The organism is Thalassobellus sediminis (assembly GCF_044386045.1).
Lineage (GTDB): Bacteria > Bacteroidota > Bacteroidia > Flavobacteriales > Flavobacteriaceae > Thalassobellus > Thalassobellus sediminis.
This window is the reverse complement of record NZ_JBISCD010000040.1, coordinates 1-24,131: the sequence shown is the minus strand read 5'-3', so window position 1 is coordinate 24,131 and position 24,131 is coordinate 1. Positions and strand designations below refer to the sequence as shown.

The following is a 24,131-nucleotide window of genomic DNA, read 5'->3' as shown; positions in this document are numbered from 1 at the left end:
ATGAATAGAGTTTTATTAATAATATGTTTAGGTGTTGTGCTTTTTAGTTGTAAGGCTAAAAAAACAGTAGTTACAAAACATCCTAAAACAACAACAACTTCTACTAAAGAAGAGCCTCGTAAGGATGTTGTAACGCCCAAAGTGTATGCTAGTAAAACTGAAAAATATATAGATATTTATAAGGATATTGCTAAAAATGAAATGAGCCTTTATGGTATTCCTGCCAGTATTACCTTGGCTCAAGGTGTTTTAGAATCTGGTTCAGGTTACGGAACACTTTCTATAAAAGCAAATAATCATTTTGGAATTAAATGTCATGATTGGACAGGTGCCAGAGTATATCATGATGATGATAAAGCGCAAGAGTGTTTTAGAAAGTATAAAGATGCTAAATACTCGTTTAGAGATCATTCCTTGTTTTTATCAAAGCGAAAGCGTTATGCGAAGCTTTTTAAATTAAAGAAGGAAGATTATAAAGGTTGGGCTAGAGGTTTAAAAGCTGCTGGGTATGCTACCGATAAAAAGTATCCAAACAAATTAATAAGCCTTATTGAAAGGTACGAATTATATAAATTTGATAGGGAAGTATTAGGGAAAAACTATACGAAGTATGTAGAACCTATAATCGTTAGAAAAGAAGATAAAGATATTAAACGAAGTAATAATTCCACTCATATTGTTTCAAAAGGAGATACTATGTACTCTATTGCTAGAAAATATAATATTACGGTTGATGCGCTTAAAGAAATAAATGGATTAAGCGATACAACACTTAGTATTGGGCAAGAGTTGCAAGTTAAGGAAGGAGTGTTAAATGCTGTTACCAAAATGGTAAAACATATTGTTGTAAAAGGAGATACTTTGTATTCTATTTCTAAGACATATAATATGACTGTACAGGAACTTCAAAATATTAATGGTTTAAGTGATTTGGTGCTTAGTATAGGGCAGGAGTTACGAGTAAAACCAACATCGAAAAATTAAATAGTAATGAATTATCAAAGAAGTAGTGCTTTGTTTACTGAAGCAGAAAAAGTTATTCCAGGAGGTGTAAATTCACCAGTTAGAGCATTTAAAGCAGTTGGGGGAACTCCCATTTTTGTAAAAGAAGCTAAAGGCGCATATTTATATGATGAAGATGGGAATAGGTTAGTTGATTATATCAATTCATGGGGTCCTATGATTTTGGGTCATGCACATAAACCAGTTGTTGATGCGGTTGTAGAAAAAGCCAAAAAAGGAACATCGTTTGGAATGCCAACAGAAATTGAAACACAAATTGCTGAGTTAGCAGTTTCTATGGTTCCGAATATTGATAAAATACGATTTGTAAATTCAGGTACTGAGGCTTGTATGAGTGCCGTACGTTTAGCGCGTGGTTTTACAGGTAAAGATAAAATTATAAAATTTGCAGGTTGCTATCATGGGCATAGCGATTCGTTTTTAATACAAGCGGGTAGTGGCGCTGTTACTTTTGGTTCGCCAAATAGTCCTGGAGTAACAGAAGGTACGGCAAAAGATACTTTGTTGGCACGTTATAATGATATTGAAAATGTACAAGCATTAATTGAAGCTAATAAAAATGAAATTGCTTGTATTATTATAGAGCCTGTAGCTGGTAATATGGGATGTATTCCTCCAAAAGAAGGTTTTTTAGAAGCTTTGAGAAGTTTGTGTGATGCCAATAATATATTGTTGATTTTTGATGAGGTTATGACGGGGTTTCGTTTGTCAAAAGGAGGCGCTCAAGAGTTGTATAATATAGCGGCAGACATTGTTTGCTTTGGGAAAGTTATTGGTGGCGGATTGCCTGTAGGTGCTTTTGCGGCAAGAAATGAAATAATGAATTATTTAGCGCCACTTGGGCCTGTTTATCAGGCAGGAACCTTAAGTGGAAATCCGTTGGCTATGGCGGCAGGTTTAGCCATGTTAACAGAATTGAATGATGATGTTGAAATTTTTAACAGTTTAGCTGAAAAGACCGCGTATTTGCATAAAGGCATAACGAAGGTTTTAAATGATAATAAAATAGTACATACTATAAACAGAGTGGGATCTATGATTTCGGTGCATTTTGATGAAGCGCCAGTAACAGATTTTGAAACGGCAGCTAAAGGAAATAATGAAATCTTTAAAACCTTTTTTCATGGTATGTTAAATGAAGGTGTTTATATTGCTCCGAGTGCTTTTGAAACATGGTTTATTACAGATGCTTTAACTTTTGATGATTTAGATTTTACTATTAATGCAGTAAATAAAGTTGCAAAAACATTATAAAGTAAAAAGCGCATTTCTATTTTAAGAAATGCGCTTTTATTAACAAACTATAATCAATAAACTAACCAAACTAAATCATCTTTGTTTTTTGTTTCCTCTCATGCCTTCTTTTTTGTTATGAGCCATTCTAGATTGAACTTTTTCCCATTTAGCATATTGTTCTTCATTTAAAATCTTTTTCATTTTTGCTTTAACTGCAATTTTGTGATCAAGCATTGCATTCATCATTTCTAAACGCTCTTCTTTTGAAGGTTTTTGAGCATTTTCAGCTTCTTTTCTAGCTTTTCGTTCTGCCATTTTAGTTTTACGTAGCGTAGCATTTTCTAGATTTATTTTATAGACATCATCTTGTTGCGATTTGTTTAAATCTAAATGAAGTGTCATTTTTTTTGTTTGTAGTGTTGCCATTTCTTCAGCAGAAAGATTCATCATTTTTTGACGGTTTTCGTTTCTGTTAGGACGTTCTTTTCTTTCTCCTTGAGCAAAGCTTTGAATAGATATTAAAGCGATTGCAATGATTATTATTTTTTTCATAATGTAAATGTCTTTTAAATGTTTATTTGTTGCTTTGACGTTTGTATTTTGAAAAGGTTTAAACCAGGTTTGAATTTTAACTTGATGTTAACGTTTTGATTGTTTTGCACTTAGTGTTTGTTGGTGTGTTTTTGCGTTAGGGATTGAACGGTTTGTTTGAGCTCGCCGACGCTAGGAGGAAGCGAGTAGTGAAAGCCCGACCCTTTTGGGGAGCGCCCAATAAATTATTTAAAAATAGGAATTTGTAAATTCAATCCTGTTTGAAAATCTGGAGCATTGTTTACTAAGAAATCTTCTTTAAAATATACAGATACTTTGTAGTTGGGGTGCCCGTAAGTATAAATGAGAGACCAAATAGATAGTGACCTGTATAAAGTGCTAAACCCATGTTGCCAGCCTCCTTTAATTGCACTCCAGTTTCCTTTTAGCGTATAATAATTGGATTCTTTTACTTTGTTGTATCGCGATTGAATTTGGTAGTTGATACCTAACGCATGGTAATTGTTTTTTTTAGTGTATTTTGTGTATTCTATATTGCCTTCTGCTGTTGCTAAAAACGGATTGTTTCCTAAATCTATAACGGTATCGAAATTAACAATGTTTTTACGTAAAAGATTTATTCCAACTCCTAAATTGAGTTCTTTTTTATTTTTTAGTTGAAACATTTTTATGGCATTGGCCGAAATTCCAATATCTATAGATGGGTTGAATTTGGTGGTGTTAATTCCTAAATGACTTCCAAAGTTTAGGAAGAAATGTTTTGTTTTATTTATAGATAATTCTGGGTAATAGTAGTGGTTAAACTCAATGCCGCCTATAAAGAAATCATTGTTATTTAGCTCAAGTGTGTTGTTATTTCTATCTGTATATTTAAAATTTACTTGATTTAAACCGTAATATCGGCGACCATAAGGGTCTTCACCGCCATTAATATTACTATGAAACCATTCAATAGTTTCATCGCCTGTAAAAAATGAAAAAGGATGTTTCCCTTTGGTAATTAAATAAGAGCGCATTGAAATGCCTAATTCGTGTTTTTTTGATAAAGGAATAGTGGTCGTTAATTTAAACTCTTTAATAACGGCGTCAATTACAATATTCATATAATCGGCAGGAGTAGTTTCTTGATCAATGAAGTGAAAATTTCTTTGATATCGACTACGCTTACTTTGTTCTTCTCTAACAATAGGGTCTTTAGGTAAATAAGCTTCTATATATGGGTGGAAATTATTACCACTTACAGAACTTATATTAAATGTCGCAGTTTTTGGAGGTGTAAATTTAAAGTTGGTGTTAATGCGAGTACTAAAAATTCCAAAATGATGCGTTGTTAAAAGAGTAGGGTTGTCTGTGCCATTTTTAAATGATAAACTATCTTTTTGTGCTATTAAAATAGAACAAAAACAATATAAATTTAATAGCGCAAATTTTTTTAGCATCGAAGGTAAAAATAAGTAAAATTTTAAATTCTTTCAATATTAAAAATGAAGGACTTATTTCTTAAAAAATTAACATAACAAGATTTTTGTCTTAAAGAAAATATAAAACTTTAATTTCTAGTGTTAAAGCTTTCTAAATTATTTTAATAACTAGATGTAAATATGTCTATTTGTATAAGTTTAGTTTGAAGTATATAATTTTCTAAATAAAAATCATTCTTTTTAGTGTTGAAAATTATTATTTATAAGAATTAGTTTAGTTGGTTAGTTTGTAAAAATCAGTAATTGTAAAATTACTGGTTTTTTGTTTTAACTAATATTTATATCATTAATGAGGTTTAAAGTTGTAATGTATAGTTTTTTGCTTTCCATTTTACTTTTTAACCAAGCATAAAAACTCATTACAAAAATATCTTCACGTTGTTTTTCTATCCATTCAAACGAGTTTTCAACAGTTTCTTTAAATTTCACAGATGTTATTATTGTTGGGTTTTTATAATAGCTTTCAACAAAACTTAGATATGTTAATACGCGTTCTTGTTTTATGTCTTTTAGGTAGCTACCGTAGGTTCTTTTAAAACTTAATAGTCTGGACTCTACTAAGTCTAAGTTTTCGAGTTCTATGTTGAGTAGTATCTCCATTAAATTCTTTTTAATAACCCATTCTTTTCCAGATTTTTCAATATACCAATGGTCTGTATGATAAAATTTAGATAGTATAGCAGATGCTTGTTTGTAGTTTCCTTTTTGAAAATAGAACATAACTAAACCTAAATGAATATCTAATACCGTTTCTGTATCTTCATGTTTAATATTAATAAAAGGTGTTAAGCTTTTTATAGCTTCATCTGGTTTATTAGAGTAATTTAAATTAAGCGCTAATAATAAATGGTACTTTAGTTTGAACGCGCTGTAATACTTTTTTTTAAGATGTAGCATTTCTTGATGCATTAAACTTAAATACTGTTGAGAATCTTTAAAATTTTTATTTCTGAATAACGTGTTGGCAATTAAGTAAAGAATTTGGATGTGATAATAAACAGATTTGTCTTTGTTTTTATGATTAACTATAGATTTGTAGGTGTTAATTAAAAAGGGTTCCGTTTTTAAATAATCGTTAGTTGCAAAAGCTGAAAGTCCAAAAATAGACATTAATTGGTAAAGCGATTTAAAAGACATGGAGTCATTAATACTAATGTTATGCTCCTTAAGGATGTTGTTTAAAATGGTTTGAAAATCTATAACAGCGCCTTCGTAGGTTATGCTGTTTAAGGTTTTTCTAACCTTTGCATATACCATATTAAGTTCGTCTTCTAAAAAGTGATTTTTTTGGTTTTCTTTGAATTTAGAAATAAGATTCTCTAAAGAGGTGGAAGGATTTGCATAAGCATATTGAATTTTTGTGTGGTATATTTCATTTAAATATGGAAACAAATGATTTTCTATAGCTAGCAACTCTGCTTTGTCTAAAATTTTAAAAGCCACTTTGTATTGCTTGTGTGTTAAACATTTTCTTGAAGCAAGTATGTATTTTATGATTTGCATGTTTGATGAGTTTTCTTCTTGTAAACTCACATTTGCAATAAAATCTATAATAGACTGGTATAAGCGTTTGCGCAATGCATGGTAAGCATTTACTTTTTCGTTTCCGTATAACTTATGGCAGATGACTTTAGAAGTGTATTCGTTTTTTAATAAATACTTGAATAATTGAATGTTTTTTGTGTCTGTACGTTTGTTCTTTTTCTCTAGATATGATATGAAACTTAGAGCCTCGTCAGTAGATAATGTAGAAATTATAGCGTTTAAATCATTCATTTAATCGTCATTATTTTTGTTAAAATGTATTTAAAAATATGAATTAATTATTTAAAATTATATTTTATATCGTCAGTATTTTGTAAAAGTAGTGTTTTTAGTGATTCTAATATGTTGCAGTTTTGCCTTGTAATCATTAAAACAAAAATTATGAATTATCAAACAACGGTTTCAGTTGATGAAAAATCAAAAGAACCAAAAATTAAGAAAGACAAAAAGATTTACGATCAAAAACCAACAGCTGCTTTTATAGGAGCGTCTTGGTCTGCTTTATTAGTAGGAATGGTATCATTTTGTATTGGTTTATGGAATGCAGATATGATGCTTAATGAAAAAGGCTACTATTTTACAGTTCTACTTTTTGGTTTATTCTCTGTAATATCTGTTCAAAAAGCAGTGCGAGATAAAATGGAGGATATTCCAGTTACCGATATTTACTATAGTATTAGTTGGTTTACAACCATAGCATCTATTGTATTGTTGGTTGTTGGTTTGTGGAATGCCGATTTACTTTTAAGCGAAAAAGGATTCTACGGTATGGCGTTCCTGTTAAGTTTATTTTCGGCTATTGCAGTACAAAAAAACACTAGAGATGTGCAGTATATAGAAAGAAATGAAAAAATAGATGAATAATAAGTTGAAGTATTGTTGTCAAAACAAAAAAACAAAAGGGTTGTTTTGATGATTGGTTAGTAACCCTAAACCTCGTGACTTTATAGTTGCGGGGTTTTAAAAAGAGTTTTCTAATTTTAAATAAGTAATATGGAACGTATAGGGTATAAGGTGCTTATTGTAATTGGAGTTTTATCACTGATAATGATTAGTTTAATTCCTCCAATAGCACAAAGTCATAATTATCATAATTTTAGTGATGGTAATACGCTTTTTAAAATCTCTAATTTTTGGAATGTTATATCAAACATCCCATTTGTCATTATTGGATTTTTAGGGTTGTATAAGTTGAAAGGAATTAAAAAAGAGAACTTGCAGTATGCTTCTTTTTTTACAGGAGTTATACTTGTTGGTTTTGGGTCGGGTTATTATCATTTAAACCCTAATGATGTTACTTTAGTTTGGGATAGATTACCCATGACAATTGTATTTATGTCTTTAGTGTCAATTATAATTAGTGAGTTTATTAGTTGTAAAAAGGGGCGTTATTTGCTGTTTCCAATGCTAGTGTTAGGTATATTATCAATTGTTTATTGGATTGTTTTTAACGATTTAAGACCTTATGTCATTATTCAGTTTTACCCCATGCTAGCTATCCCAATTATCTTGATTTTCTTTAAATCTATGTATAATAAGACTTTTGGGTATTGGTTATTATTGTTTGCTTATATAATTGCAAAATTTTTTGAGTATTTTGATAGTGAAATATTTACTTTTTTAGGAGTTCTTAGCGGGCATTCATTAAAGCACATCATATCTGTATTTGGCATATTTGTATTACATTACATGTATATTAAAAGACAAAAATTAATAGAATGAATTCAAAAATTCAAAATGATATAAAAGAACTTGTTGAAGCGCAAGTTATATCTCAAGACACAGCTTTTAAAATAACGTCTTATTATCAATCAAAACAAGTTGATTCTCCAAACAGATTATTTACAGTTTTTGCTGTTTTAGGATCTACTTTAGTTGGTTTAGGCATTATTTTAATATTGGCTCATAATTGGGATGATTTTTCAAGAACAATAAAAACGGTGTTTGCCTTTTTGCCATTAGTTATTGGACAACTATGTGTTGGGTATTCTATTCTAAAAAAGAGAAGTGTCACTTGGAAAGAAGCTTCAGGCGTATTTTTATTTTTTGCTGTTGGTTCTAGTATGGCATTGGTGAGTCAGATTTATAATATTCCAGGTAACTTAAGTAGTTATTTGTTAACCTGGACCATGCTTGGTTTACCACTCGTATATTTGTTACGATCTAACGCATTGGGTATTTTGCATATTGTATTTGCTACTTATTATGCCGTAGAACATGGTTACTTTTATAATTCTAGCGGTACACCTTGGTTGTATATTCTATTAATAGTAGCCATATTGCCTTATTATAGTACGCTTTTAAAACAAAAAGCGACTGCCAATATAACCTCTGTGTTTAACTGGCTAGTACCATTAAGCATTATTATTGTTTTAGGAACTTTTGTAGAAAGTAATGGCGTTTTTGGGTATTTAATGTATGTGTCACTTTTTGGAGTATTGTACAATTTAGGAAAGCTTCCGTATTTTAATAATCAGAAATTAAGAAAAAACGGCTATTTAGTTTTGGGGTCTTTAGGAACTGTTTATATGTTACTATTAGCTAGTTTTGAATGGTTATGGACAGACCTTTTTAACGAAGCTATGTTGTTTAATTCTCAAGAATTTTACATTTATATATTCTTCTTTTTACTAGCCTTTGTTGTTTTAATATATGGAAAAAAGAATAATTGGTTAAAAGGTATTAATTTATTTCAGTATGTATTCATCATATTTTCTATAATCTTTTTTATAGGTTTCAGTAATGATATCATTCCCGTTATACTAATAAACCTTTTGGTATTGGCATTAGGAGTTATGGCTATAAAATTAGGAGCAGATAAACTTCATTTCGGGGTTTTAAATTACGGGTTATTAATTATAACCATATTAATTGTTTGTCGATTTTTTGATACGAATATGAGTTTCGTTTTAAGAGGGTTATTATTTGTAGGAGTTGGTTTTGGATTCTTTTTTACTAATTATTTGATGCTGAAAAAGCAAAAGAAATTAAAATCTTAGAGTATGAGAATGTTAAAAAAGGTTTCAAAATATATCTTTTATGTTCTTTTAGTGCCCATTAGTTATTTGTTGGTTTCACTAATACTGATGTCTATTACAATAAATAAGAATAATGAAGATTCAGATTTAAGCAATACTATATTCTTAAACTCAAACGGTGTTCATTTAGATGTCATATTACCAATACATCATATTAATAAAGAATTATTAAAAGGTTTAAATATGAATGATAACAGATATGCGTCATTTGGTTGGGGCGAAGAGAATTTTTATTTAAACACACCTACTTGGGGCGATTTAACTTTTAAGCATGCTTTTAAAGCAATGTTTTTAAAAAGCAATACATTGATTCATTTAACTAGGTTTAACACGAAATCTGATAATTGGGTAGAAGTTAAATTAAGCGATAATCAATTAAAAAAGCTCAACCAGTATATCTCAAAATCTTTTGTTTTAAATGAAGATGCTTCTAAAATTATGCTAAAAGGAAAAGGCTATACATCTAGTGATGATTTTTACAAGGCAAATGGGAATTATTCTTGTCTTTTTACCTGTAACACATGGGTGAATTCAGCATTTAAAAATAGCGGTTTAAAAAGTTGTTTTTGGACACCTTTAGAATTTGGATTAATTAATAAGTACAATAATTAAAAACATATGAAAACAATACACCTATTTATCGTATTTATAGTTGTAGCATTAGCGCAATTATTTATACCTGCTCAAATGATTTTAAATCAGGAATCTATTTTAAAAACGGGTACAGCTTATAAGTTTAAAACACAACCTGTAGATCCAAGCGATCCGTTTAGAGGAAAATATATAAACTTGAATTATGACATAAATTCGTTTAAAACCACTGACTCTTTATGGAAAAGAAACGAACCTATGTATGTTTATTTAACAAATGATAGTTTAAGTTTTGCTAAGATTGATGTGGTAAGTAGAAACCTATTAACAGAAAACAGGAATGATTATATAAAAGTGAAAGCAGGCTACTATGATAATTATTCGAAAATAATAAACATTCAATTTCCGTTTAATAAATACTATATGGAAGAAACAAAAGCCTATGATGCTGAGGTTGCTGTAAGAAACAGGCAACGCGATTCTTTACCTAATAACACCTATGCTTTAGTTTATGTAAAAGAAGGTGAGGCGGTTTTAGAAGATGTTATTATTGATGAAATTTCTATTAAAGATTATGTTGAACAGGAGGAATGAAAGTCTAGAAAGAATTAAAAAAAAAGAGGCTGTCTAAAAAGTAAAGACAGCCTCTTTTTAATATTATAAAATACTGAAGTAAGTTTAGTAATATGAAAAACTAAACAACTTCAACAAACAATCCGTCATCTGTTTTTTCAACTTTAGCAAGATTGTTTTTAGTTAATTCTTTAATGGTTTTATCCCATTTTTTATTTGATAAGCCAGACTGAACTTTTAAATCATTCAATGTTAATTTTTCAGCTTTCTTTAAAATTTCAAAAACAGCTTTAGCTTCATCACTCACAGCAACCGCTTTTTTCTCTGGACGCATTTGCGGGAAGAATAAAACTTCTTGTATCGATTGGTTATTGGTTAAAAACATAATAAGTCTGTCCATACCAATTCCCATACCAGATGTTGGAGGCATACCGTACTCTAAAGCACGTAAAAAGTCATGATCAATAAATTCGGTAGCTTCATCATCACCTTTGGCAGCAAGTTTAAGTTGGTGCTCAAAACGCTCACGTTGGTCAATAGGGTCGTTAAGTTCAGAATAAGCATTTGCTATTTCTTTACCACAAACCATAAGTTCAAAACGTTCGGTTAATTCTGGGTTTTCTCTGTGTTCTTTACATAACGGACTCATCTCTTTCGGGTAGTCTGTAATGTATGTAGGTTGTATGTAGTTACCCTCACATTTTTCGCCAAAAATTTCATCAATAAGCTTGCCTTTACCCATGGTTTCATCGACTTCAATACCTAAGTCTTTTGCAGCTTGTCTTATTTCATCTTCGGTTTTTCCTGTAATGTCAAATCCTGTAAAGTGTTTTATAGAATCTGCCATCGTTACTCTAGCGTAAGGCGCTTTAAAATCTATTTCATGCTCGCCAAAAGTAGCTTTAGTGCTTCCGTTAACGGCTATGGCACAGTGTTCTAGTAAACGCTCACAGAAATCCATCATCCAGTTGTAGTCTTTGTAAGCTACATAAATTTCCATAGCAGTAAACTCAGGGTTGTGAGTTCTGTCCATGCCTTCGTTTCTAAAGTTTTTAGAAAACTCATAAACACCATCAAAACCACCAACAATTAATCTTTTAAGATATAATTCGTTAGCAATTCGCATATACAATGGCACATCTAAAGCATTGTGATGTGTTATAAACGGACGCGCAGCAGCACCACCAGGAATAGGTTGTAATACAGGTGTTTCTACTTCAAAATAACCAGAGTCATTAAAAAATGAACGCATGGCATTAAACAATTTAGTACGTTTTACAAATACGTCTTTAACTTGTGGGTTTACCACTAAATCGGCATAACGTTGTCTGTAACGTTGTTCAGGATCTGTAAAAGCATCATATACAACGCCGTCTTTTTCTTTAGGAAGCGGTAACGGTTTTAAGGCTTTACTTAATAGGGTGAAATCTTTTACTCTAACCGATTTTTCTCCAACTTGTGTTGTGAATAACTCGCCTTCAATACCAATAAAATCGCCAAAATCTAAAAGCTTTTTAAATACATCGTTGTATTTTACTTTGTCTTCACCTGGGCAAATTTCATCACGGTTAAAATAAACTTGTATTTTTCCTTCAGCATCTTGTAATTGAGCAAAACTAGCTTTACCCTGTACTTTTACCATCATTAACCTACCGGCAATAATAACTTTTTTACCATCTTCAAACTGGTCTTTTACCTGTTTAGAGGTATGGTTTACTGGGTATAAATCTGCTGGATAAGGATTGATTCCTAATTCGCGTAATTTTACTAACTTTTCTCTTCTTACTAATTCTTGTTCTGAAAGTTGCATGCTAATTAATTTTGAATGCTGTCTTTTGCGACAGACGGGTGCAAAATTACATTATTTTCAAAAAAATAGCATACAACTTATTGGTAGATTTTTGTTTTAAGATAAAAAGAAGTTAAAACTTAGCTTTTTGCTTCTTTAGGTTTTAAAACTTCGCCTTTAATTCGTAATATTTTATTAGGCTCTGAAGCATTAGATGTTACAGTAATAGTTTTATTAAAAGCACCAATTCTACTTGTTGCATATTTAATTGTAATATTACTTGTTTCGCCTGGTAAAATAGGTGTTTTAGAATACGAAGGCACGGTGCAACCACAAGAAGTTTTTACTTTAGAAATAATAATTGGGCTTTTACCTGTATTGGTAAATGTAAAAATACGTTCGCCATTCGCTTTCTGTTCAATACTACCGTAATCTATAACATCTGTTTTAAAAGTTAATACGCCTGCATTTGTGATATCTGCCGTTTCTTGAGCAAAATTTGTGGCATAAACAAATAAGCAGATTACTAATACTAATTTTGTTTTTACTGTTTGTAATCTGTGCATTGATAAATTCATAATGTTTGTATTTTGATTAATAATGGCACAAACATGATAAAAATACTAAATAACAAGTGGTTATTTAAGGTTGAAATGAGTACTAGTACCTAGGTTGATTTTTAATAACTACTTGTTAAATAGTGATTTAATTTCGTCTCTAGATTGCACATTTAGTTTTTTGTAAATATTATTTAAATGTGTTTTTACTGTACTTAGGCTAACAAAAACAGCTTCGGCTATTTCTTTATTCGATTTGTTTTCTAGTAAAAGGTTAAGAATATTTTGTTCCTGTTTGGTAAGTTGTTCTTTGGCTTTACTAATTGTTTTGGTTTTATGTTTTTTTCGGGCAAGCCAAAACCAAAAATTAATGATTAACGATATAGCTAATAAAAAGTATACCAAATAATTCCAATTGAAATCAGCATCAGTTGTGTTGTTATTAATTATAAATTCATCGGAGGCTAATTCTTCTTTATACTGTTTTGTATAAGGTGAATTAGGATAACGTTCTATTAACCTATTTAGTAAATCATGATAATACGTATTGTGTTTTAAATCTTCAAGGTAGTATTTATGAAGATTGTTTCGTCTATCTGATAAAAAGGAGTATGCATAAAGTTCGGCAATGGGTTCGTTTTGTGTGGCTCCAAAATTTTGTAATGTTTTAAACCATTTTTTGTTATTAAGTTTCCTGTTGGCTTCACTTCTAAATTGGCTGTAAGCAAATTTCATTTCATCTTTTAAAGAATCCATTTTAATAAACGCCGTTGCTTTTTCATTATTCGATTCAATATCGCAAAACATTTGCTTTTCAAACGAAAAAGGAAAAGCAATGGTATCGTTGTTTTTTGCTATGAAAACAACTTCTTTACTGTCATCACAATGTCCGTTAAAATGATTGCTGTTTTGTTCGTTATCAAAGCAATTATCAACATGAATCCTGTAAATTCTGTTTTCTAGGTCTAATTCATTGCCCGAAAACTGAAAGTAACCCAAGCTATCGGTATTTACTTTGGCAATAATTTGTTCGAAATAAACACCTGAAATTTTTCGATAATCTTCAATTATAGAAAGGTAAACATTGTTATTCCATTGTTTATTATCAACATGACCTGTAAAGCGATATTGCGCTTTCGCGGAAAAAGACATTATTAAAAACAATATCAAAACTAAGTTTATTCTCATGCTACTAATCTACTATAATTTATTTTAAAATGAAATAGACTTATAATTTGCTCGCATGATAATTATCATAAGAAAATAGAATTAAAAGAGCTTATTTTAATGAGTTTATAAAGGATGTGGTTTTTTCATTCTTCTAATATTTAGTTTACTGTAATTCTTAAAACATATAGCATTATGAAACATCTTATTTTGAGTGTTATTACACTTGTTTCTATTCATTTTAATACAGCCGCACAAGATTTGTCACCTTATATTAAAGTTGGAGAGTCTACAAAGTCAATTCAGGAAGTTACTAAAGAAGTCATTAGCACATTAAAAGATAATGCTTTTAACGTTTTAGGAACTTATAACCCTTCTAATAAAAGTTCGTTAGGAGTTGTTGCGTTTACTAGAGCAGATTTAAAAAATAAAGTAATAAAAGTAAAGGATAGAGGTGCTTTAGCCGCAGTAATGAAAGTTGGTTTGGTAGAAAATAATGGAAAAGTAATTATTTCATATACCAATCCAGATTATTTATTAAGAGCTTATTTGCCAAATAATTATAGCACATATAAAAGCACGTTTGTTAAGTTTAGTACCGATTTAAAAACTGCTTTTACTCCCTTAGGGAAAGAGTTTAAACCTTTTGGAGGAACTGTTGAAGCAGACAAATTAGCAAAATATCATTATAAAATAATGATGCCTTATTTTACAGATCCTATTGAATTAAATGAGTTTGCAACTTTTGAAGAAGGTTTACAAACAATAACTAAAAATTTGGAAGCAAAAAAAGGAAACACTGTTAGGGTTTATAGTATCGTTTATAAAGATCAAAAAGTCGCTGTGTTTGGTATTGGTTTACTAGATAAAGAAGAAGGTGAGCCTTACTTTTTGCCAAAAATAGGAGCAGATCATCTAGCAGCATTGCCTTATGAGATTATTTTACAAGGAAATGAAGCAACGATGTTGCATGGCAAATATAGAATTGCTTTGCATTGGCCAGAACTAACAATGGGAACCTTTATGAAAATTATGAGCACTCCTGGCGATATTGAAGATGCATTGGAAGCATTGTGTGAATAATATTTTTTTGAATTGAATTTGTTGATGCTGTAACATTAATAGTGTTATTGCGTCAAATAAGTATCATTAATCAAATAAAACAAATCAAATCATGAGTTTCTGGAGAGTTCTACTGTCTATTATTTGTCCGCCTTTAGCTGTTTTAGATAAAGGATGTGGCTCTATTATTATCGTTTTTCTATTATGGCTTTGTGGCTGGGTTCCTGGCGTTATTGCAGCCTTAGTTATTCTTAATAATCCTAAAAATTAAAACATAAAAATATTGTAATTTTGCAACCTATGAATAAGCAAATTGAACTGCAAGATTTAGGTTTTAAAGATTATAAACAAACTTGGGAATACCAAGAACAGTTGTTTAAAGGTATTGTTGATGCTAAAATTAAAAACAGAAAAGACAATACGAATTTAAAAACTAATAATTACTTCTTATTTGTAGAACATCCGCATGTGTATACTTTGGGTAAGAGTGGCGATTTATCAAATCTACTTTTAAGTGAAGAACAGCTTACCGAAAAAGGCACTACTTTTTATAAAATAAACCGAGGAGGCGATATAACTTATCATGGTCCTGGACAAATTGTAGGGTATCCTATTCTAGATTTAGAAAACTTTTTTACCGATATACATAAGTACCTACGTTTTCTTGAAGAAATGATTATCCTAACGCTTGCCGAATATGGATTAAAAGCCGAAAGAAGTCCTGGGGAAACAGGTGTTTGGTTAGGTGTTGGCACACCGTTTGCCCGTAAAATTTGCGCAATGGGTGTACGAGCCAGTCGCTGGGTAACGATGCATGGTTTTGCACTTAACGTGAATGCCGATTTAGGTTATTTTGATAATATTATACCCTGTGGTATTCGTGGCAAAGATGTTACATCTTTACATGTTGAATTAGGTAAAACTATTGATGAAGCTGAGGTGAAAGAAAAATTACTGAAGCATTTTACTGAGCTTTTTGAGGCGGAGTTTTATTTAAAAAAGGAGTGAAGTTAAAAAAGAATATAAAGATAGCTTTGTTTATAAGTGAGATTTTAATTGTTGGTTTGGCGGCTTCAGTTTTATATGTTACGTTAATTGTTCAAAAAACAGAGATCGACTTCTTTATACTTTTATACTTTGGTATTGTTTTATCAGGTCTTTTTAGTGTCGTTTATCAACTGAAAACTATAAAATATTATAATTCAAAAATAATTAAACCTATACTATTAGGTGCGGCTTTTTGGATTGGAAATATTTTATTTTCAATATTGATATTTTGCTATTCGTTATTTATTATATATAAAATACTTTTAAAGTATTATGATCTTGATTTTGAAATGAGTACTGATGATTTTATTGGTTTGTTAATTATAATATTTATTCTTTTAACAAGTGCTTTTATAGCTTTAGAAGCGAGTGATTTGTACAAAAGAGTTTTAAAAACAAAAAATCAATCACAGACAGATACAATTGATGATATTATGGGGTGTAAAGATGATGAATTTTGATTTTTATGTTAGCCCAAGTAGCTAATTAAGTTTGTTTTCAAAATCAAGTTGATTCAATACTTCTCAGGAACAAAAGTTTGGTAATTCATAGGTGGGCGTACATAACTTTTATAATCTGGCAAATCAGGAAGTTCAATGGGTTTTAAATCCATTTTTTCATGAGGAATCTGACTTAAAACATGACTAATACAATTTAAGCGTGCTTTTTTCTTATTATCTGCATTCACAACAAACCAAGGTACTTGCTTGGTGTCTGTATGTGCAAACATATTGTCTTTTGCTTTAGAGTATTCTAACCAACGTGAACGCGATTCTAAATCCATCGGGCTAAATTTCCAGCGTTTTAATGGGTTACTTATACGGTTTTTAAAGCGTTTTTCTTGTTCTTCATCACTTACCGAAAACCAGTATTTTAAAACAATGGTTCCAGACCGTACTAGCATACGTTCAAATTCAGGGCAAGATCGCATAAACTCATTGTATTCGTCATCAGTACAAAAGCCCATAACTTTTTCTACACCAGCTCTGTTGTACCAACTTCTATCAAAAAGTACAATTTCACCTGCTGCTGGTAAATACTGTACGTATCTTTGAAAATACCACTGTGTTTTTTCTTTTTCGGTAGGAACACCTAAAGCTACTACTTTACAAACTCTAGGATTTAAAGGTTCGGTAAATCGTTTGATGGTACCACCTTTTCCAGAGGCATCTCTACCTTCAAAAATGATAACCACTTTTAATCCTTGTTTCTTTACCCACTCTTGAAGATGAACTAGGTCTTCATGTAAAATAGCTAGTTCTTCATCGTAGTTAAATTTTTTCTTTTTGGTTGTTTCGTTATTAGGTGTTTTCATTCCTACAAGTTAATAAAAAAATGAAAAAGTATATGTGTAGGTATTTCATTTTTTTGACTTGTTTTTTACGAAAACAATTATTCTTAGCTAATTAATTTTCGGCATTAAAAAATACTTTGTAAAAATGCATTTTCTTTTCATCATCATATCCGCGCTCTAAATATTCGGCAGAAGCATCTGGTGCATCAATATCTAGTTTAATTTGTATGTTGGTGTCTAGTTTGATATCGGTTTTAAACTTTTTCTTTTCTTTATTTACTACAGCTTCAGCAACATCAAATTGGTTTCTAAGTACTATGTTTTGTTCACCTTCAAATTCTTTTTTAAAATCTTCAAACTCTCTAATGTGTTTTTCTTCTTCAAAAAGTTCTTCTTTAAAACGTTCTACATTTACTATTTCATTTTCCTTAAAAAAATCGATGGTTTTTGCTAAAAAAGTATTTTGTTCTTGTGCGCCATAACTAGTTTTTAAAACTTCGGTTGAAAATTCTTTACACAATTCTATATACTGTTGTGTGTGATTGTTGGCATCATCAGCATATTTAATGTTTAAAAAATGATTAATCCAATATTGTGCATCGTAACTATTATTATCTACACTTAAAATAATATTGCCTTCCGTATCACTTTGATTCAAAATTAAACAGCCTTTATCTACTTTTTTAGAGCTAATACCTTTCTGTACTAAAACATCATAACTATTGTCTTCTAAATAGGTTTGAAAGAAATTTACTTTACTTTCAATTTTAAAAATACCAATAGCATTGGTGGTCATGTCTCTAAATTCAATACCTTCAAACATAACGACTAGTACATCGCCTGTTTTTATATTGGCAGATGTCGATTGCTCGTATAAGTGCGTTACAATATGTTTTGAAACATCAACAAATGCATCGTCGTCATTAAAAATTTGCGAGCTATAGCTATTAATTTCATTTAGCGTAATGTTAGCATGATGGTTAAAACGGTAGCTTTGTACGACGCTCCCAAAAGGTCTTAATAGAAAAGGAAGCATTAAATCGTAACTAGCTTCATCAAAATCTACTAGCTTGTCTGAAAAGGCATTTTTTGTATCGTTAAATTTATTACCAACTTTATGAATAATGAATTTTGAAATAGAGGCATTTTTTCTTGAAATCATGTTTTGTGTGTTAAGAGTACAATAGTATTAAAATAACTTTAATTTTTTGAAAAAAAAGAACGCCAAAGCAACCACGCTTTGGCGTTCAAGATTCGAGGACTTTCGATTTGGTTATCGTTATACTGCTAACAGATAGTGTTCTGTCTGTTTAGTGATTATATTAAATTTTAAGTTGTTCTAAATAATTGATTAATAGCTGGGTTAAAGATAAAGATTAGTTTTTTACCTACAAAAGGGATAATGATAAATTAAGTAAGACATTAATTTATTTGATAAAGCAAAATAGAGTTGTTTTCTCCCTTGGTAATAAATTCTAAATTTCTGTCTTTATCTATATTGTCTAAATCAATATTAGAGTTTCCGTAAACAGGAAAATTGCTTAGTAGTTTTGCTTGACTGTCGTAGAGATATACTTTTTGAGTTTGTAAATCGGTTAGTGTAACGTAAATTTTATCGCTTAGATAGAATATTTTTGGGTTACTATAATTACCATAATCTAATTCTATGCTTTTGTTTTTTATTGTTAGTTTGTTTTCAGTAAGTGTTACAAGTGTTTTGCTAGTGGTTTCAATATAATGTGTCTCAGATAGGTTTAAGTTTTGGATTGCTGTATTGCCTTTTGTGTCTATAGTAATTAAACTACCATTATTAGTAGTTGTAGTAAATTTGTTTTCATATAAGAATAAAGGTTCTTCCGAATATGTGTTTGATGTTTTTGGCGTTACTCTCGTTTTTCCTGTTCGGTTTAAAATGTAAAGTTTATTTTTAGTTTTAAAAACAATAAAGTCTTTGCTTCCAATTCTAAAGTGTTTAGGTTGAGAAATAATAGTATTGTTAGCTCCATTAAACTTAAACCCTTTTACTATTTTGGCTTTAACATCATACATTAAAGTTTGTTTGCCTTGAGTAACTAATAATCTGTAATTCTTGTTTTTGTCATAATCAAAAACAGATAATGGTTGTGTAATATTGTCGTTAAATTTAGCAGGAAAAGGCGAAACATTATTGCCATTTCTGTCTAAAACATAAACGCTGTTTGGTGTAGCGAAAGCTAATTGTAGTCTTCCGTTTTTGTATATATCTATTTGATTGATGCTTCCTAAAACAGGTCCTTGTAATTGTTTTTTCCAAAGAATTTTTCCTGTATTAGAAATTAAATATAAGTTGTTTGTAATATCTTGTACTACTATTTCCTTTTGTTTTGTGATGTGATTGGTAACAAATTGAGGAGTGTTAAGGATCTCTTTTTCTAATTTAATATTTAGTTCTTCTAAAACAGAATTTAGTATGACTTTCGTTTTGCTCTTTTTTATAATACCATTTACGTGCGCAAAATTAGTGTCGTAAATAAATTGTAAAGCAGTAGCGTTGTATTTATTTAATTTGCCAATAGATTGTAATCCGTTTTTCTTTAAAATATTTTTTAATATTAAAGGATTTGCAACAATAATTAAGGACGATGCATCGCTTAATTGTTCTTTAATGTCTTTATAATAGGTTTGTTCGTTTAATGTGGTTTTGTTTTGATAACTAGCAATAATATTTTCAAGAATCTCTGTATTTTTAGCAAACACAAAAAAGTTGTCTAGTATACAGTATTTGGTTGCGTTTTTTAAAGTAACTAGCGGGTAAAATGTATTTGAGAACAAATTAGGTTTGCTAAACGAATAAATATCAATTTGTCTATAAGTTCCTATGTTGTTTTGTTCGCTTAGTAAGGCGTCATTAGTAGCAATAATATCTATGGAGTTTAAAATAATCGCTTTGTTTTTGTCTTCATAAATAACACCAACTTCAATAATGTTATCAAAAAGAGAGGTTGTATTTAATATTGAATCTTTTTGGTTAAACTTAATTAAATTAGTTTCAAAAATTTTATAATCATCAAATGTGAAACTCATAAAGCCATCACTGTTTGAAGGTGTTATATTTTGAATTAAATTTTCCTGAGGAATTGTGCCTTTAAAAACATTGATTAAGCTTTTAGTAGAATCTGAAGCTTTGGTAATACCATTAATTACAATGTCGTCTTGATTAATATCTACATCTGTAGCAATGTAATTTGTAAAGCTGTTTAAATTTAACGAATCGTTTATAAAAAAGGATTTTATAAAAGGGTTGTTAGGTTTAATTATAATAGAAGTTGTTTTGTCGTTACTTGTAGTAGTGTATATTTTTTCTAAATCAGAATTTATATCTTTTTTATTGAAAGCATCGTCTGTAATCGTTTTAGATGATGATGCAAAAAAGGTGCTGTCAATAAGTGTGCTATAAAATGTATTGTTGTTAAAGGTCGATTTTGTAATGGTTCTGTTTTTATAAATAAGAGATTCTTCTGTGTAGTTTTTTAGCGAATCTTTTTTAAACAAAAGGCTGTGGTACTTTGTGATGATGCTATATTGCAGACTATCATTATTATCTAAAGAAAAGCAAATTAAAACGTCGTTCTTAGGTTTTAAAAGAGATAAGTCTTCAAGTTTTTTTTCTAAGTTTCCGTAAGACGTTGTTTTTGATAGTTTTTGTAAAAAATCACTATTATTTAAACTGTTTTTTAAACTTTCTAAATTAGATGTTTTTATAATTAATGACGTTTTTTTTGGAACAAAATCTATAAGTTTAGATTTGTTGGAGGAGGTATTAGTGCAACTAAAAACAATAAAAAGAAAGAGGGTAGAATAAAAAAATCTCATGAAATGAATTAATTTATACAAACCTACATATTTTTCATTTTATAGCATATATAAAATAGGCTAATCTAAATATCTAGTTTTAGTTGTTCTGGTAATAATCTAAACGATTTTCTATGGTATTTTGTTATACCATATTTTCTTATGGCTTCTCGGTGTTCTTTAGTTGGGTAGCCTTTGTTTTGTTTCCAATTATACATAGGATATTCTTCATGAATGGTATTCATATAAATATCTCGATATGTTTTAGCTAATACTGATGCCGCTGCAATACTTAAATATATGCCATCACCTTTAATAATGGTTTCAAATTCAATATTATTATAAGGTTTAAACTTATTGCCATCAACAATAATAAATTCTGGCTGCGGACTTAATTGATTAATTGATTTATGCATTGCTAAAATAGAAGCGTTTAATATATTGATACTATCAATTTCTTCTTGAAAAATATGTGTTACTCCAAATGTTAAAGCTTCGTTTTCAATAATAGGTTTTAAAAGATCTCTTTTCTTTTCGCTAAGTTGTTTTGAGTCATTTAATATAGAATTATTAAAATTTTCAGGAAGAATAACCGCAGCAGCAGTTACAGGGCCTGCAAGACAGCCTCTGCCAGCTTCATCTGTGCCGCATTCTAAAAAGTAGTTGGAATGGTTTTTAAGTAACATATTGCTAAAATACTATCAATTTTATAATTTCATGCAGTAACTATTATGCATGTATAGTAATTTTTTGTTTTTATTGCTAATTTCATATTAATGATAGTTGTGTCAATGATATCGACGCTTTTTTTTGCTTAATTAAAATTATATTATGAAGTTTGTTAATGACTAATTCAAAATAAATATTTCAATTTGTATTTTATAACAAGATGAATAATATTTAAAAAAGAAAGTCAGCTTAATAAAGTTGGCTTTCTTTATTTAAAATATTTACGTTCAGTTTACGTTCAAATAATTACTTTTGTTGTGGAAAAATACATCTATGAATAAATTAGTTTTAATCTTTTTTTTAACGGGAATTACTTTGTCAAGTATGGCACAAGTTAAAAAGCAAAAAAAAACTAGCCGATTAGGTAAAGAATTGGGGTTAATCGAAGTTAAAGATTCGGTTAATGAAAACGGTAAAAAATTAGCCAAAATTGAAGATTACTTAATCATTTCTCATACAAATGATACCACCTTTGTGGATACTACTTTAAGCATCCAAAAAGAATATAAATTTAATTATTTGCGAAAAGATAATTTTGGTTTAATGCCTTTTTCAAATTTGGGGCAAACCTATAATAGTTTAACACATGATTTTCAAGAGACTAGTTTAATGCCAAGTTTCGGAGCTAGAGCTAAGCATTTTAATTATATGGAAATTGAAGATATCAATTACTATCGAGTACCAACACCTTTAACAGAACTATTTTTTAAAACAGCTTTTGAGCAAGGACAATTAGCCGACTCGTTTTTTACGGTAAACACATCACCTCAATTTAATTTTTCAATAGCCTATAAGGGTTTACGTTCTTTAGGTAAATATCAACATATTTTAACTAGTACAGGAAATTTCAGATTCACTTCTAATTATCAAACAAAGAATGAAAGATATAATGTTAGAGGGCATATAGTAACCCAAGATTTGATGAATCAAGAAAATGGTGGGTTAAGAGATGATAATATACAATATTTCGAAACTGGAGATCCCGAGTTTCTCGACCGTTCTATATTAGAAGTGAATTTCGAAAATGCCGAAAGCATGTTACGAGGTAAACGTTTTCATTTAGATCATAACTATAAAATAATAAAAAAGAAAGACTCGCTTTCTAAAAACAAATTAAGTATTGGGCATATTGTATCCTTTGAAGATAAGTATTATCAATATGATCAATCAACAGCTCAAACCGATTTTTTTGGAGATGCTTTTAAAACATCTAAGCTACAAGAACGTGTTACATTAGAAAACTTATACAATCAAGTAAGCCTAAATTATAGTAATAATATAGTAGGTGACTTGCAATTTAATGTAAGCGCTAATAACTATAATTATGGTTACAATAAACTTGTAGGTTTAAACGGTACTACCATTACAAATAGATTAAAAGGAAATATATTTTCAGCAGGAGGGAAATACCACAAACAATATAAAGGTTTCGATTTACAAGGAGAAGCAGGTCTAAATGTTTCTGGCGATTTCGATGGCAATTACCTTAAGGCAAATGCCACTTTTAAGTTAAATGACGATATTATAGCAATTGCATCAATAAATCATAGTTCAAAAGCACCAAATTATAATTTCTTATTATATCAAAGTAATTATATCAATTACAATTGGCAAACTAGCTTTAATAATACCGAGACCCAGCAACTAGCATTTCAATTAAAGTCGAAAAAAATAGCAAATATTTCAGTAGATTATACTACAATAAGCGACTATGCATATTTTAAAAAGCAAGATTCTATAAGTCCAGTAAAACCATTTCAAAATAGTGAAAACATTAATTACTTAAGGGTTAAGTTAGAAAAAGAATTTAGAGTTGGTAAATTTGCATTAAACAATACCATTTTATATCAAAATGTCGATGGTGCCAATAATACATTAAATGTTCCCGAAATTACTACGCGTAACACTCTATATTTCGCAAGTAACTTGTTTAATAAAGCCATGTATTTACAAACAGGCGTTACTTTAAATTATTTTACAAAGTACAATATGAATGCTTACGATCCTGTTTTAGCAGAATTCTATGTTCAAACAGAACGAGAATATGGGGAATTCCCGCGTTTAGATTTCTTTGTCAATGCAAAAGTGCGTCAAACCAGAATCTTTTTTAAAGCCGAACATTTTAATTCAGCATTCACAGGCTACAATTATTATTCGGCACCTAATAATCCGTACCGCGATTTTACTATACGTTTCGGTATAGTTTGGAATTTCTTTTTGTAAAAACAAACACAATAATATATATAATTTGAGTTTTATGGGTGTTCTCCAAGGGTTGGGCTTTCACTACTTGCTACCTTCTGTCATCGGTGAGATCAAACAATCATCCTGCGGAGAGCGCAGTCTAACCGTTCAAGTCCTAACGCGTGATCGTAGTTTCTAGGTTTGTTTTCAAAAACATGCTATATGATCTACCAAAGTAATATATAAACGTTTCATATAAATATAGACTAAGGGTCTAAATAAATAATCTTATATACAAAGGCATTCCTATTAAATAGTGTTGAAGTATTATTATTAGCTGAATATATAAATGCCAAAAACATGTATTCATATTATATAGTTATATCAAATCACCTATATTAAGGAGTATATAATGAATAAAACAGCATACAT

General features: G+C 29.8%; 21 protein-coding genes and 1 pseudogene. 12 read left to right on the top strand and 10 right to left on the bottom strand.

The window, feature by feature from the left end:
• A pseudogene (locus ACH5TW_RS07045) lies at positions 1-801 on the top strand (glucosaminidase domain-containing protein); the annotation flags it as partial.
• Positions 802-990: 189 nt separating this feature from the next.
• Positions 991-2,277, top strand: a complete 1,287-nt coding sequence (gene hemL / locus ACH5TW_RS07040; RefSeq protein WP_439335797.1) for a glutamate-1-semialdehyde 2,1-aminomutase — start codon at positions 991-993, stop codon at positions 2,275-2,277.
• A 75-nt stretch (positions 2,278-2,352) separates the two neighbouring features.
• Here hemL and ACH5TW_RS07035 read toward each other — a convergent pair whose 3' ends face one another.
• The 3 genes from ACH5TW_RS07035 to ACH5TW_RS07025 all read right to left on the bottom strand — a co-directional run bounded on the left by ACH5TW_RS07035 (position 2,353) and on the right by ACH5TW_RS07025 (position 6,068).
• Positions 2,353-2,811 (bottom strand): DUF4890 domain-containing protein, encoded by a 459-nt coding sequence (locus ACH5TW_RS07035; protein ID WP_439335796.1) that lies wholly within the window; start codon positions 2,809-2,811, stop codon positions 2,353-2,355.
• Between the two features lie 224 nt (positions 2,812-3,035).
• The gene (locus ACH5TW_RS07030) at positions 3,036-4,250 is read right to left on the bottom strand and encodes a hypothetical protein (protein WP_439335795.1); all 1,215 of its coding nucleotides are present in this window, start codon (positions 4,248-4,250) and stop codon (positions 3,036-3,038) included.
• Positions 4,251-4,559: 309 nt separating this feature from the next.
• Positions 4,560-6,068, bottom strand: a complete 1,509-nt coding sequence (locus ACH5TW_RS07025) for a tetratricopeptide repeat protein (RefSeq protein WP_439335794.1) — start codon at positions 6,066-6,068, stop codon at positions 4,560-4,562.
• 150 nt (positions 6,069-6,218) lie between these two features.
• Between ACH5TW_RS07025 and yiaA the strand changes: the two genes are divergently transcribed.
• The 5 genes from yiaA (at position 6,219) to ACH5TW_RS07000 (ending at position 10,060) form a co-directional block, all read left to right on the top strand.
• Entirely contained in the window at positions 6,219-6,701 is a 483-nt protein-coding gene (gene yiaA / locus ACH5TW_RS07020; RefSeq protein ID WP_439335793.1) for an inner membrane protein YiaA, read from the top strand.
• Between the two features lie 129 nt (positions 6,702-6,830).
• Entirely contained in the window at positions 6,831-7,559 is a 729-nt protein-coding gene (locus tag ACH5TW_RS07015) for a ceramidase domain-containing protein (RefSeq protein ID WP_439335792.1), read from the top strand.
• Positions 7,556-8,836, top strand: a complete 1,281-nt coding sequence (locus ACH5TW_RS07010) for a DUF2157 domain-containing protein (protein ID WP_439335791.1) — start codon at positions 7,556-7,558, stop codon at positions 8,834-8,836. The genes ACH5TW_RS07015 and ACH5TW_RS07010 overlap by 4 nt, the downstream gene beginning before the upstream one ends.
• A 3-nt stretch (positions 8,837-8,839) precedes the next feature.
• Positions 8,840-9,487, top strand: coding sequence for a TIGR02117 family protein (locus ACH5TW_RS07005; protein WP_439335790.1), 648 nt, complete (start codon positions 8,840-8,842; stop codon positions 9,485-9,487).
• A 6-nt stretch (positions 9,488-9,493) separates the two neighbouring features.
• Positions 9,494-10,060, top strand: a complete 567-nt coding sequence (locus ACH5TW_RS07000; RefSeq protein ID WP_439335789.1) for a GDYXXLXY domain-containing protein — start codon at positions 9,494-9,496, stop codon at positions 10,058-10,060.
• A 100-nt stretch (positions 10,061-10,160) separates the two neighbouring features.
• Here the strand turns inward: ACH5TW_RS07000 and lysS are convergent, their stop codons facing one another.
• The 3 genes from lysS to ACH5TW_RS06985 all read right to left on the bottom strand — a co-directional run bounded on the left by lysS (position 10,161) and on the right by ACH5TW_RS06985 (position 13,573).
• Positions 10,161-11,849 carry a lysine--tRNA ligase gene (lysS, locus tag ACH5TW_RS06995; RefSeq protein WP_439335788.1) on the bottom strand — a complete coding sequence of 563 codons (1,689 nt, stop codon included), beginning with the start codon at positions 11,847-11,849 and terminating at the stop codon, positions 10,161-10,163.
• Positions 11,850-11,968: 119 nt separating this feature from the next.
• Positions 11,969-12,406, bottom strand: coding sequence for a DUF1573 domain-containing protein (locus ACH5TW_RS06990; protein ID WP_439335787.1), 438 nt, complete (start codon positions 12,404-12,406; stop codon positions 11,969-11,971).
• A 108-nt stretch (positions 12,407-12,514) separates the two neighbouring features.
• Positions 12,515-13,573, bottom strand: a complete 1,059-nt coding sequence (locus ACH5TW_RS06985) for a LuxR C-terminal-related transcriptional regulator (protein ID WP_439335786.1) — start codon at positions 13,571-13,573, stop codon at positions 12,515-12,517.
• Between the two features lie 174 nt (positions 13,574-13,747).
• Here ACH5TW_RS06985 and ACH5TW_RS06980 point away from each other — a divergent pair, with 174 nt between their 5' ends.
• From ACH5TW_RS06980 to ACH5TW_RS06965, 4 genes are all read left to right on the top strand, one after another.
• Positions 13,748-14,635: a hypothetical protein gene (locus ACH5TW_RS06980; RefSeq protein WP_439335785.1), complete on the top strand. Its 888-nt coding sequence runs from the start codon at positions 13,748-13,750 to the stop codon at positions 14,633-14,635.
• 91 nt (positions 14,636-14,726) lie between these two features.
• Positions 14,727-14,885 carry a YqaE/Pmp3 family membrane protein gene (locus tag ACH5TW_RS06975; RefSeq protein ID WP_158845287.1) on the top strand — a complete coding sequence of 53 codons (159 nt, stop codon included), beginning with the start codon at positions 14,727-14,729 and terminating at the stop codon, positions 14,883-14,885.
• Positions 14,886-14,914: 29 nt separating this feature from the next.
• Entirely contained in the window at positions 14,915-15,622 is a 708-nt protein-coding gene (gene lipB / locus ACH5TW_RS06970) for a lipoyl(octanoyl) transferase LipB (RefSeq protein ID WP_439335784.1), read from the top strand.
• Positions 15,619-16,122 carry a hypothetical protein gene (locus tag ACH5TW_RS06965; RefSeq protein WP_439335783.1) on the top strand — a complete coding sequence of 168 codons (504 nt, stop codon included), beginning with the start codon at positions 15,619-15,621 and terminating at the stop codon, positions 16,120-16,122. The genes lipB and ACH5TW_RS06965 overlap by 4 nt, the downstream gene beginning before the upstream one ends.
• A 53-nt stretch (positions 16,123-16,175) precedes the next feature.
• On the opposite strand, the gene ppk2 is transcribed toward ACH5TW_RS06965, so the two are convergent.
• The 4 genes from ppk2 to rnhB form a co-directional block, all read right to left on the bottom strand.
• Positions 16,176-16,976, bottom strand: coding sequence for a polyphosphate kinase 2 (gene ppk2, locus ACH5TW_RS06960; protein ID WP_439335782.1), 801 nt, complete (start codon positions 16,974-16,976; stop codon positions 16,176-16,178).
• A 91-nt stretch (positions 16,977-17,067) separates the two neighbouring features.
• Positions 17,068-18,117 carry a nucleoid-associated protein gene (locus ACH5TW_RS06955; RefSeq protein ID WP_439335781.1) on the bottom strand — a complete coding sequence of 350 codons (1,050 nt, stop codon included), beginning with the start codon at positions 18,115-18,117 and terminating at the stop codon, positions 17,068-17,070.
• Between the two features lie 260 nt (positions 18,118-18,377).
• Positions 18,378-20,807, bottom strand: a complete 2,430-nt coding sequence (locus ACH5TW_RS06950; RefSeq protein WP_439335780.1) for a ribonuclease HII — start codon at positions 20,805-20,807, stop codon at positions 18,378-18,380.
• 65 nt (positions 20,808-20,872) lie between these two features.
• Complete coding sequence (gene rnhB, locus ACH5TW_RS06945) at positions 20,873-21,472, bottom strand: ribonuclease HII (protein ID WP_439335779.1); 600 nt, start codon at positions 21,470-21,472, stop codon at positions 20,873-20,875.
• Between the two features lie 316 nt (positions 21,473-21,788).
• Between rnhB and ACH5TW_RS06940 the strand changes: the two genes are divergently transcribed.
• The gene (locus ACH5TW_RS06940; RefSeq protein WP_439335778.1) at positions 21,789-23,738 is read left to right on the top strand and encodes a putative porin; all 1,950 of its coding nucleotides are present in this window, start codon (positions 21,789-21,791) and stop codon (positions 23,736-23,738) included.
• Positions 23,739-24,131 lie beyond the last annotated feature (393 nt).